We start from the raw sequence: 11,947 nt of genomic DNA, 5'->3' as shown, positions 1-11,947 counted from the left end.
CGCATTGTTTTACGGGCAAATCCCTGGTTTCGTCATTTTGCCCGTAACCGCCCCCATTGTTTTACGGGCAAATTCCTGTTTTCCACGTTTTGCCCGTAACCGCACGCATTTTTTACGGACATAACAACACTGCCATCCACTGCAGCAAAAAGTCCACGCACCCACACAAAAAAAGCCCGGACAAAATGTCCAGACTTCATTTTATATTCAAAAGTACAAAATACGCTCTGCATTTTTATTGATCATCATAATTATCCAGTGAAAAATTCCACGCAATTTTCTTGATCAAGTCAATACTGAGAGGTTTTATCGCCGTTTCAAAAGTTACAAATGGGGTTATCCCACTAAGTATATATTTTCTATACTTTTCAACGCATTTGTTAGCATATTTAGGATTATCAATCATCCCAAAATGTTCCCAATAAACTATACGATTACGATTAAGATCGTAAATCGTATAATCAGGATAGACCTTGCCATATCTTCCAAGATCTAACGGCTTTTCATATTGATTTAAAACATTCGAGTTCTCCAAAACATCGCCTATCATCATCTCCGATTTGGAGCGAACTCTTCTTCCATCGCTTGTCAAAAACACAGGATAACCCAAAGGAAATCCTAGTCCTTCGTACTTCTCATTTCTAATACGCTCAATCAACTGCTCCTTGGTTTCGGTCACAGGACTAATCATCTTTTGAATCCGCGAATCGAAATCATTATAGATATCATCAAAATCTTTATCACTGTCAAATTTCAAAAATGACTTGGTAGCCTTGAGCCTTTTCTCATTAGCCTTCATGCATTTTTCATCATAATTTTTTTGCAATAACGATGCAACTATCTCAGAATCTCTAGCTAGATACGTTTTATTTCCGAAGTCATCCCGAATGTAATACTGCAACTTTCCATGAGAATTAGAAGTGTAGACATGACCATCAGGCGCGCCTCGCGAGTCTTCCCTCCAAAATGGCGGCTAACTGTCGTCTTTTTTCAAATTCTTCCGACATACGACGATGGATTGCATCCATATGATTTCCTCCCTTTTTTTAAAATTACTTAACTTTAACATTTATTTCGATTTTTTTCAATTGTTTTTAATATAAAATACAGTGCACGTACTACCTATATTTTTGGAACAACAACCCGTAACCGCACGCATTGTTTTACGGGCAAATCCCTGTTTTCGTCATTTTGCCCGTAACTGCCCGTCTTGTTTTACGGGCAAATCCCTGTTTTCCACGTTTTGCCCGTAACCGCCCCCATTGTTTTACGGGCAAATTCCTGTTTTCCACGTTTTGCCCGTAACCGCACGCATTGTTTTACGGGCAAATCCCTGTTTTCGTCATTTTGCCCGTAACCTCCCGTCTTGTTTTACGGGCAAATCCCTGTTTTCGATGTTTTGCCCGTAATCCTCACGCTCGCCAATCCAAACATCAGATTGATCAAAATCCCGACGCCATAGACATGCAAAAAACAGGACTTTTTAAATCACGCATAAGAAGTCCTGTTTCTGCATTCTTATTTCGTTACGTATACTGCCTGGTTGCCCATCTGCTTATAGGCGGCAGCAAAATCATTCCAATCGACCTCACGATTTTTATAACCATAAGGATCATTGACATAGATTACTCTCTTGTCTCGATCAAATCCCGTGATGCAAACGCTATGCTCGCTGTAGGTCACGTCGATTTCCCCGTCAGGAGTATCCCAGGACTCAAAATCACTGACCGGAGCAAATGCAGTCGTCGTAATCGTCCAAACCGGATGACCTTCTTCGACCTTATTGACGACAGTATCAAAATTTGAACCTGTCAAATCATAAACGTTATCAGCATATTGTTTTGCAAGATTATAGATGGGCCCATGATAAACGCCAAGTCCAGGGGACGTGCCCCCGGAAACGGAACCGACGAATCCGTCATTAGGGTTACCGTGTTCCCCGTTATCATATTGAAACGGAACCGTTTCAATATTGTCTGCAAGTTCTGACTTGGTAACGCCAATTCCGTTATAATTCAAAACCATCGCCAAGGACGTTACTTCACACCCGTTATAAAGCTTGGGATCGTCCATCTGATCAATCAACGGAACATTCAACACCATGCGTTTTTTATGAACAACCTTTATGGCACTTTCGGCATCTTCTTCGTTAAGCAGTTCTGATGCTTGATCTACAATATTTCCCGGGTTATGTTTACAAATCACCACAACTGCTCCGATTAATAAGATGCCGGCAACCGCTAAAAAGAAAGGTGCCTTGGATCTTTTGCGATAAACTTTACGCCTGCCTTTTTTTCTTGAACCAGAATATTTCCCCCGATTATTACTTCTCCTAGAAGTATTAGGCATAATTTGTCACCTTTCCAAATCAAGAACATTTATCGATTAGTTTTCGTCGTCATGCTTTACAAGCGACATGCCGCCATTTTGTTCAGAATCGTCTTCTTCTGCAGGACCGATGCCAAGCGCTTGCGAGAAGGTCGCATCAACGATTGCAATGACGTTTTTGGCAAAATCCTCATCATCTTCCGCATCAATGTCGACTGCACGCTGATCGTAGTGCGGTCCAACGGTATCTGACAGAAAATCGATCAGCTTATTGTGAACGGCAACGACCAATTCCCAATTGCCCTCATCGTTGTAATCGACCTCTTCCTGACCGTTTTCAAGCTCTTCATTGGTCAAACGCATCATCGCATACATGCCCGCATGCTTTGAGAGCGTGAATAAAGCATCTGACAGCAGCAATGGCAACTTGACATAGTCGCGATAAATATTGTCAATTTCTTTATAAACGTTGTATTGATCATTGATAAAATTCATGAATTGCTGTTCTTCTTTTTCAATATCGTATTTCATTAAAATTTCTCCCTAAAAGTTCATTGTTTCAAAACTCTGCATTTTTCTTCATTATTAAGCAAATACGTAAACGTAAAATAAATATCCTCCTAAGCTCATGCAACACAGGCCGATTACGAACAAGATCAATCTTGTCATCCATGAATCGCGTTCGTGCATCCCGATTGCGCTGACGATCATCAGCAATCCGAAAAAGGCAAAAAGCAGGATAATCAGTATTATTGACAGCCGCACCTCTTCCACCTCAGTTAAAGTATTATCATTCAACAATTATAGCATAAAACGCGTGGCTTGTAATGCTATTCCTGAATGCAAAAAACGCCGCAATGCTTTCAAAAAAGCCGTGCAGCGTTTTAATATTTCGGCCGAAACAATCAGTTAGACTCGACCGTTTTGTTCATTAATCTTCGTTTTTTAGTACCAACCGTTTTGCAACCAGTGCGACTTGGCATTTGCCCATGAACCATAGCGGTTAAGCACGTAGCTGTTGGCAACGCGTTCTTGGTTTTCAGCAGAATAGTCGCCACCCAAGTATGCGCTTGAAAGCTGATACTTGCCATAATAGTTGCCGTTTTGAGCAGTATATGAACCGCCTGATTCGCGTGAAGCAATCCAATCGCGCGCAGCCTGTTCGCTTGATGAAGCAACTGCTTGCTGTGTTGTCTGCATCGTTTGTTGCTGTGATGCTTGTTGCGTCGTTTGAGCGCTTTGTTGCGTCGTTTGAGCGCTTTGTTGCGTTGAAACGGCAGCATCGCCATTATTCGCATTGATCACGAGTTTTTGACCTGGGAAAATCAAATGAATGTTTTGCAACGAATTCAATGATTGAATTGAAGAAACAGTCGTATTATTCTCATCGGCAATTTGAGATAAAGTATCGCCAGCTTTGACCGTAACCGTATCAGCGTTTGCTGCGGCTGCGCCTGCAACGGTAAAACCTGCAGCACATGCGATTGATAAAGCAACTTTGTTAAATTTCATAAATAAATTTCACTCCTGTGTTTTATATCAAACCTATTGCGTCTGTAGTAAGCATTATTCTTACTCTGGTGAAGATCCTCACGCTCGCTTGCCTCACGAGCTAACATGGAACATTATATGGGAGCAATGTAACAATCAAGTACCAGGACAATTACAAGAAAGCGTTTCCTTGAAATTTTTGTTACATTCTGTAATATTTATAATGTGATTTTTTTAAATATATTTACCTTGAAGCCTTGACAGCACTGAATTTTTTAGCTTAAAAATAAATCTATCCTTATACTAAATTACTAACAATCCGTTTCCACGATATTTTTGCGAAATTCCCGAAATTTTTTTTGAAAAAAATAATCCCGGCTTTCTTTTGCTAAAATACAGTAAAGAAACCGAAATTTGTAATATTTTTGAAATATTGTAAAATCCAATTTGAACATTAGTTCGCGTTAAACGTTATTTTTCCTTTGCTTACGCCATTTTCGATAGATGAAAACAACTGAAAATAAGATTACAAATCCTGCCAAAGCCACGATTGCAAGGGTTTTGCTCCCTTCAAAGATTGCGTTTCCGCCAAAAGCATAGATGAAAGACGTCGGAACCATCCCGATTACGATACATGAAATTGCGGTTGAAACAGAAAGTTTCAGATGAACGCTCACATAGTTGACGATAAACGAAGGAAACATCGGCATCATGTATCCTGCGATGATTCCATAAATTTTTTGCTTGTGCTGTTCGATTTCCGCAATGAACTCTTCGAGCTTTTGAGAACGTTTTGGCAGATCGTAGCGCGTAAAAAACAGCCACATGCACAGATTTCCGAGCGAAGTGCCGCAAAGGTTCATCAAAAATCCGATGCACGGTCCGAAACATGCACCGTTGAAAATGCAAACGACAGAACTGGAAAAAAACGGAATTGCATTAGTCGTTATCGTCAGCAATAATAGAAAGAACGCATCTTCTATCCCATGATCGCGAAAAACAGTCTTGAGCAATTGGCGATTGACGTCCGGATTCAAAAAAGCAAGCAACTGACCGATGTAATCATGGAAAACGAACCCAAAGGCTGCAATCAAGATTATCAGGTCGACCAGACAAAGCACATAGATTAATCTTTTGTGTTTCAATTTCCTTCTCATCGCCAAAATAATCACCTGCTTTTGAAAATTTTCTACCTATTAAGTATATCCCAAATCATGCACGGATGAAAATCAAAAGAAGATGACGGGAAAAACTATGCTTCAAATTAAAGGATGAGGCTTGGAAAAAATCTGTCTCAAATCTAAAACCAGGATGATTTGGAATTAATTGCAAATCTGATCCGTTTTTTGTATGCATGACGCCTTATGATGGAAATAACCAAAAATAGTTTGCGGTAAATTTGCCTGATGTCTCAGCGTTGATTTATCAGTCGCTGCATTTGGCAAAATCACTGCCGTTTACGGACACATCGCTGGAAAATGCAGGTTTGTCCGTAAAATGCGTTTTGCTTACGGAAAAACCGGCAAAAAAGGGCACTTTGTCCGTAAATTTGAGTGAGATCTTGTCAAGATTAGTTGAGCAGCACTGCATTTAAAAAAACCGAACAAATTCAGTCGCAACAAGACATCCTTCGTTCGGTATTTCGTTTAATTCAAGCTGGAACCGGGACTTTTTCCCCAGCCTCTTCTTCTGTTCAAAAATTTCTTTTTACAAAAAACACGTTCTTTATTAATAAATCCCTTGCGCTTCCATCGCCTCTGCAACTTTTTTAAAGCCAGCAACGTTTGCGCCAAGCACAAAATCATCTTCGTGACCGTATTCTTTTGCGGCCTGGCTGATGTTTTGATAGATATTTGTCATTATGTCTTTTAATTTTTGATCGACTTCTTCAAACGTCCAGCTGAGTCTTTCAGAATTTTGACTCATCTCAAGTGCTGAAACGGCCACGCCGCCAGCATTTGATGCTTTGCCCGGAACAAAGAGCACGCCTTGTTCTTGCAGATAATTCGTTGCCTCGAGCGTTGTCGGCATGTTGGCACCTTCGCAAACCGCGATGACGCCGTTTGAAACAAGTTTTTTGGCATCGTCCAGGTTGAGCTCGTTTTGCGTTGCGCATGGCAATGCAACGTCTGACTTGACGCTCCAAACGCCTCTTCCTTCATTATATTCAGCATTTGGACGTGCTTTTTTATATTCAGTCAAGCGCACACGCTTGACTTCTTTGACTTCTTTTAAAAGTTCAACGTCGATTCCGTCCGGGTCATAGATCCAGCCCGTTGAATCAGAACACGTTACGACTTTGCCACCAAGCTGTTCGGCTTTTTCGATTGCATAAATCGCAACGTTTCCTGCTCCCGAAACGGTGACCGTTTTGCCTTCGAGGCTCTTTCCATGAGCTTTCAATAGTTCGTCCGTCAAATACAGCAATCCGTATCCGGTCGCTTCCGTTCTGGCCAAAGAGCCGCCAAACGTCAGCCCCTTGCCGGTTAAAACGCCTTCGTATCTGCCGGTCAGACGTTTGTACTGTCCGTACAGATAGCCGATTTCACGACCGCCGGTTCCGATGTCTCCGGCCGGCACGTCGACGTCTGCACCGATATGCTTGTAAAGTTCCGTCATGAATGCTTGGCAAAAGGCCATGATTTCGCGATCGGACTTGCCCTTTGGATCAAAGTCGGATCCGCCTTTGCCTCCGCCGATTGGAAGTCCGGTCAGCGAATTTTTAAAAATTTGTTCAAAACCTAAGAACTTAATGATGCTCAACGTGACCGAAGGGTGTAAGCGAAGCCCGCCCTTATACGGTCCAATCGCATTGTTGAACTGCACGCGGTATGCGTTGTTGACCTGAGTCTGGCCTTTGTCATCGACCCAGGAGACACGGAATAAAATCTGACGGTCCGGCGTCGTCAAACGTTCAAGCAGTGCTTCCTTCCGATAACGCTCTTCATTTTGCTCGATTACCGGGCGCAAGGACTCCAAAACCTCGGTAACGGCCTGATTGAATTCCGGCTGATCCGGATTCTGACTTGCGACTCTGGTTAAAACGTCATCTACATAAGACATTAACATCCATCCTTCCATGTTGTGTGAGGTTTGCTATTCGACGTTTTTTATTGTAAACTAAGAATGTTAATGAAATCAAGTTTCATATCGTCATCTCTTTAATTTTGCAGTATTTATTTTTGTGATTTATTTTTAAATAATCATTTTTTTAGTTTTGCAACTCTTTATTTTCAAGCATCAGGAAACTTTAATCAAACAAATTTGACGATTTTGTCTACAAAAGAAGCAAAAAACCGGATCAGCAAACGACTAATCCGATTCCAATTTTATTTTAATCTTCTTTTTCATTTCGTGCAAACGTCATCATCAAAATCGTTCCTGAAACGGAAATGAAACATCCGACGAGCAGCATCACGTGAAAATTCGTTGCTTCCAAAACGAATCCGCCCAAAAGACTGCCAATCACGCCGCTGACGGTCGTCGTTCCAACCATCAGTGCCTGCCCGGTATAACGATGTTCTTCGTTCATGACTTCGTTCACGTAATAAACTGAAGCGGGCGTGATGATTGCAAATGAAAACATCTGCAACACCATTGAAGCATAGAGTTCGAAGATATTGCCTGCAAAATAAGTCGCAAAAGCCTTGATCGAAAAAACAATCGTCGCAAAAATCATCAGTTTGGCACTTGAAAACTTTCTGGCAATCAGCGAAAAGCCAAACATTGCCGGAAGCTCGCAAACAGCAGCAATCGTAAGCGCCGTTCCCATTTGGGTCGACGTTCCGCCGATTCCCTTCACGACCTGAATCAGGTAAGTGTTGTACATGTTATGGAAAATAAACACCAAAACGGAAGAAAAAAGTACCATCGAGAAACGTTTGTAGTGCATCAAAAAAGAAACGATACCCATCTTTTGCTTGCTGCTTTGAGCCTTATCCCGTTTTTGCTCATCGCAGGCTTTGATGACCGGCATCGAAAAAACCAGGCAAAAGACCGCGAGCAAAAGCAGGATGGCTGAAATCATCGAAACGTTCGCGCCGAATTTGTCGCACATGAATCCCAAAACGGACGACATGACTGCAAACGAAAGCGAGCCCATGCCGCGAGCAATTCCGAAGTCGACGTTGATCCCTGCATTTACATAATAGATGCTGAGCGAATTAAGCAACGGCTGCAAGACCTGCAAAAGCGCATCCGCTATCACGTAAAGCAAAAAAATCAAAACGAACACGTCCGGCAAAAGCAGCAACAAAAGAATTGCCAAAACCATGATACCGATCAGCACTTCGACAAGATAGTGCAGCGTCAGATTTTGAAAGCGATCGGCCAGCCCGCTGATATAAGGCTGCAGCACGAAACCAATCAAGTTGCCGCAAGCAACGATGATGCCGATTTTAGAACTTGTCAATCCCTTGCTCAATAAATAGACCGTCGCAAAAGTATAAAGACCGCAAAAAACCATCCAATATGCAGCTTGCGTCAGGGCATATTGAGCAGTCAGTTTTTTAGCACTGTATTTCATGGTTATAATAAAATCCTTTCAAAAATTAATGAACCAACTACTAGTTTATATTGATTGGTATTAATTTTCCATACTTTTTTATTCAGGAGGAATTTTTTATGAAAAAAAGACTTGTCAAAAATCCGTTTTTTAGGGCCCTCATCTTCCTATTCGCCCTTGAGCTCGTCGCAATCTCAATCAACTTTTTCTATGCACCGATCAATATCGCTGCCGGCGGCGCAACGGGCATGGCCGTCCTGCTCGAAGCAGCCTTTGGGTTCAACCGTTCGCTTTGCGTGCTCGTCATCAATACCCTCATGCTGATTTTGGCCTGGATATTTATCGATTGGAAGACCGTTAAAAAGTTCATCATCGGGAGCTACCTCCTGCCCGTTTTGATTTATGTCACGCCAAGCTTCGAGATTGTTTCGGACAAGCTTTTGGCCGTCATCTTGGGCGGCGTTTTCTCAGCAATCGGCGTGGCTGCGCTGTACCGCATCAATGCGGCCAGCGGTGGGACGACCGTTCCTCCGCTCATCATTGAACGCTACTTCCACGTCAATCCGGCCGTTTCTTTGCTCGTCATCGACATGATCGTGACGCTGTTCAATATTCCCGTTTCAGGCATTGATGCTTTCTTTATGGCCGCTTTTTCATTGTTCGTTTCCCTGTTCGTCATGCGCTACATGGAATCAGGTCTCGATCACAAATATCAGATTCAGGTCATGAGCAACGACAAGCTGCCGGAAATCCGCAAAATGCTTGAGGACGCGGACAATTCACTGACGATTTTTGACGTTCGCGGCGGATACTCACTCAACGACAAAAAGCTGATCATGGCTGTCGTCGACAATGATTCGTATGGCAAACTTTTAAGCAGAATCCACGATATCGACCCGAACGCTTTTATCGTTGCCTCAAACGTCGTCAAGGTCCACGGTGGAACGTTTGGCATCTAGATTAGAAAAGGTCGACGATTTTTTTAAATACAGTGCTGCTCAACCAATTCACTCAAATTTACGGACAAAGTGCCCATTTTTGCCGGTTTTTCCGTAAGCAAAGCGCATTTTACGGACAAACCTGCATTTCCCATCGATTTGTCCGTAAATTTTTGACCTTTATGATGAAGATTTACGGACAAAGCCGGCTGTTTGGAGCATTTGTCGGTAAAATCGGGTCCGAAACGTCTGAATTTTTACGGACAAACGGCTGTTTCTGACCATTTTGTCCGTAATCGACTTTTTTCGAGCAAGCCATTTACGGACAGAAGACCCATTTTACTCGATGTGTCCGTAAACGGCAGTGATTTTGCCAAATGCAGTGCCTGATAAATCAGCGCGCCAAGCTCTCATTCAATTTACCGCCAAACTATTTTTGGTCATTTCCATCATAAGGCGTCATGCATACAAAAAAGCCAAATGATTTGCAATCAATTGCAAATCATTTGGCTTTTCGATTTGATGCATCGTTTTTTAAATTCTATTTTTTGTGCTGCTGATTTTGGACCGCATCATACTGTGCATCCGTTACTGGTTCACACCACTCGTTTGAAGTCTGCTCGCCCGGAACTTCGATTGCCAAATGGCTGAACCAGCTGTCCGAAGCCGCACCATGCCAGTGCTTGACCTCAGCCGGAATATTGATGCAATCGCCCGGTTTCATTTCGATCGCAGGCTTGCCTTCTTCTTGATAATAACCGCGCCCGGCAATGCAAATAATGATTTGACCGCCACCTTTTTTGGCATGATGAATGTGCCAATTGTTGCAGCATCCTGGTTCAAATGTGACGTTGTAGACGCTGACTTGACTCGTCGAAACCGGAACAAGATAGCTTTTGCCGACAAAATACTTTGCAAAACCATCGTTTGGTTCGCCAATCGGGAAAACCATCTCTTTGGCATGTGCTCTCATCGCCGGATCTTCATAAGGAAGATCTCCTTCGCCGTCATTCCAGACTTCCTTAGCCAAGTTGAACACTGCCCAGCCTTTTGGCCAGCCTGCGTAAAATGCAACGTGCGTGATGATTGCGGCAATCTCTTTTTGCGTCACGCCGTGTGCCTTGGCATTTTCAAGGTGGAACTTCAGCGAAGAGTCCGTGATTCCAGAAGACATCAAAGCGACAACCGTGATAATGCTTCTCGTCTTGACGTCGATGTCTTGATTGTTCCAGTTTTCACCAAAAAGAACGTCGTCATTATAATGGGCAAATTCAGGGGCGAATTTGCCAAGTGCGTTTCTGCCTGCTGTTTGAACTATTTTTGACATGATAAAATTCCTCCTGTTACTTGTTTTTTCTAAAGCTCGCCTTTTCTTCTTGAAAATTATTTAGAGCAGTCTTATACTTGAGATTATCATACAACCTAAAGCTAACTTTAAGTCAACATTTTTTTGGAGGATTTTTGCATGTACACTATTGGACAAGTTTCGAAAGCAACCGGTCTGCCCGTTTCAACCTTGCGCTACTATGACAAAGAAGGTCTCTTTCCTCACTTGGAACGAAAAGGATATGTCAGAAAATTCAGCGATACGGAATTGGAAGAAGTCAAAATCATTGAATGCCTCAAAAAATCGGGGCTTGAAATCAAAGATATTCGTCAATTTTTCCAGTGGGTTTCCGAAGGCAGCAGCACCTACAAAAAACGTCGCGAACTTTTCGCTAATCAAAAAAAAGTCATTCAAAAAAAAATCGAATCACTTGAAAAAACAATGGTCATGCTCGAATTCAAGTGCTGGTACTATGACAAGGCTCTTCTAGACGGAAATGAGGATAAATTGCATCAAATGCTGCCGGACAAGCTGCCAGAAGAGATTCAAAAAATCTATGACAAGGCTCATGAGTAATGCCGATTACGGGCAAAACGGCGTTTTCTTGAGATTTGCCCGTAAAATCCAGTCACCCGTTACGGGCAAAACGGCGTTTTCTGGGATTTGCCCGTAAAATCCAGTCACCCGTTACGGGCAAAACGGCATTTCCTGGGATTTGCCCGTAAAATCAAGTCCCCGATTACGGGCAAAACGGCATTTCCTGGGATTTGCCCGTAAAATCCAGTCACCCGTTACGGGCAAAACGGCATTTCCTGGGATTTGCCCGTAAAATCCAGTCACCCGTTACGGGCAAAACGGCATTTCCTGGGATTTGCCCGTAAAATCCAGTCACCCGTTACGGGCAAAACGGCATTTCCTGGGATTTGCCCGTAAAATCCAGTCACCCGTTACGGGCAAAACGGCAATTTTCTGGGATCTGCCCGTAATCGGAAGATCTGCTGCAAATCTAATCAAAGAAAGTGATTCACGAAGCCAATTGCTGCCGTCTGCGCTGCATTTTCCTAAAACTGATTCGACAAAAAAATCCTCGTTCCAAAAATGAAGTGCAATAAAAAAGTTAGACAAAATTAAACAATTAAGCTGTCATGGCATGATTTCGGTATTCTACCGGAGTCATGCCTTTTGTTTTTAAAGAAACCCGTTCGTAATTAAAGAAATGGATGTAGTCTTGAACCATCATTTTAAATGCAGTAATGTCTTCAAATAATGGTAGCCCATCCAGCAACTCAGTTTTCAGTATGTGGAAAAAGCTTTCCACTGGTGCGTTATCCAGACAATGTCCCTTACGAGACATACTTT

The 11,947-nt window shown here is 42.6% G+C and carries 12 protein-coding genes; 2 read left to right on the top strand and 10 right to left on the bottom strand.

Annotated elements, in window-relative coordinates; all coding sequences use genetic code 11:
- Nucleotides 1–235 precede the first annotated feature (235 nt).
- The 8 genes from BMZ95_RS03860 to BMZ95_RS03815 all read right to left on the bottom strand — a co-directional run bounded on the left by BMZ95_RS03860 (nt 236) and on the right by BMZ95_RS03815 (nt 8,344).
- On the bottom strand, nt 236–799 hold the full coding sequence (locus BMZ95_RS03860) for a hypothetical protein (RefSeq protein WP_041820109.1): 564 nt from the start codon (nt 797–799) through the stop codon (nt 236–238).
- Nucleotides 800–1,518: 719 nt separating this feature from the next.
- Nucleotides 1,519–2,205, bottom strand: a complete 687-nt coding sequence (locus BMZ95_RS03850) for a C39 family peptidase (protein ID WP_225354938.1) — start codon at nt 2,203–2,205, stop codon at nt 1,519–1,521.
- Nucleotides 2,206–2,385: 180 nt separating this feature from the next.
- Nucleotides 2,386–2,859 carry a hypothetical protein gene (locus BMZ95_RS03845; protein WP_014074015.1) on the bottom strand — a complete coding sequence of 158 codons (474 nt, stop codon included), beginning with the start codon at nt 2,857–2,859 and terminating at the stop codon, nt 2,386–2,388.
- Nucleotides 2,860–2,913: 54 nt separating this feature from the next.
- Nucleotides 2,914–3,093 carry a hypothetical protein gene (locus BMZ95_RS03840; RefSeq protein WP_041820111.1) on the bottom strand — a complete coding sequence of 60 codons (180 nt, stop codon included), beginning with the start codon at nt 3,091–3,093 and terminating at the stop codon, nt 2,914–2,916.
- Nucleotides 3,094–3,273: 180 nt separating this feature from the next.
- Nucleotides 3,274–3,840 carry an aggregation-promoting factor gene (apf, locus tag BMZ95_RS03830; protein ID WP_014074018.1) on the bottom strand — a complete coding sequence of 189 codons (567 nt, stop codon included), beginning with the start codon at nt 3,838–3,840 and terminating at the stop codon, nt 3,274–3,276.
- A gap of 443 nt (nt 3,841–4,283) precedes the next feature.
- Nucleotides 4,284–4,976 carry a TVP38/TMEM64 family protein gene (locus tag BMZ95_RS03825; protein ID WP_041820383.1) on the bottom strand — a complete coding sequence of 231 codons (693 nt, stop codon included), beginning with the start codon at nt 4,974–4,976 and terminating at the stop codon, nt 4,284–4,286.
- A 571-nt stretch (nt 4,977–5,547) separates the two neighbouring features.
- Complete coding sequence (gene gdhA, locus BMZ95_RS03820; protein WP_046922507.1) at nt 5,548–6,882, bottom strand: NADP-specific glutamate dehydrogenase; 1,335 nt, start codon at nt 6,880–6,882, stop codon at nt 5,548–5,550.
- A 271-nt stretch (nt 6,883–7,153) separates the two neighbouring features.
- The gene (locus tag BMZ95_RS03815) at nt 7,154–8,344 is read right to left on the bottom strand and encodes an MFS transporter (RefSeq protein ID WP_014074023.1); all 1,191 of its coding nucleotides are present in this window, start codon (nt 8,342–8,344) and stop codon (nt 7,154–7,156) included.
- Nucleotides 8,345–8,442: 98 nt separating this feature from the next.
- Between BMZ95_RS03815 and BMZ95_RS03810 the strand changes: the two genes are divergently transcribed.
- Complete coding sequence (locus BMZ95_RS03810; RefSeq protein WP_014074024.1) at nt 8,443–9,282, top strand: YitT family protein; 840 nt, start codon at nt 8,443–8,445, stop codon at nt 9,280–9,282.
- A gap of 520 nt (nt 9,283–9,802) precedes the next feature.
- On the opposite strand, the gene BMZ95_RS03805 is transcribed toward BMZ95_RS03810, so the two are convergent.
- Nucleotides 9,803–10,588 carry a carboxymuconolactone decarboxylase family protein gene (locus tag BMZ95_RS03805; RefSeq protein WP_046922508.1) on the bottom strand — a complete coding sequence of 262 codons (786 nt, stop codon included), beginning with the start codon at nt 10,586–10,588 and terminating at the stop codon, nt 9,803–9,805.
- Nucleotides 10,589–10,726: 138 nt separating this feature from the next.
- Between BMZ95_RS03805 and BMZ95_RS03800 the strand changes: the two genes are divergently transcribed.
- Nucleotides 10,727–11,164, top strand: a complete 438-nt coding sequence (locus tag BMZ95_RS03800) for a MerR family transcriptional regulator (RefSeq protein ID WP_046922509.1) — start codon at nt 10,727–10,729, stop codon at nt 11,162–11,164.
- Nucleotides 11,165–11,723: 559 nt separating this feature from the next.
- On the opposite strand, the gene BMZ95_RS03785 is transcribed toward BMZ95_RS03800, so the two are convergent.
- On the bottom strand, nt 11,724–11,947 hold a 224-nt coding region (locus BMZ95_RS03785), incomplete at its 5' end, for an IS3 family transposase (RefSeq protein ID WP_143454947.1).

The organism is Ligilactobacillus ruminis DSM 20403 = NBRC 102161 (assembly GCF_900113455.1).
Taxonomy (GTDB): domain Bacteria; phylum Bacillota; class Bacilli; order Lactobacillales; family Lactobacillaceae; genus Ligilactobacillus; species Ligilactobacillus ruminis.
This window is presented reverse-complemented; position numbering and strand designations above follow the sequence as displayed.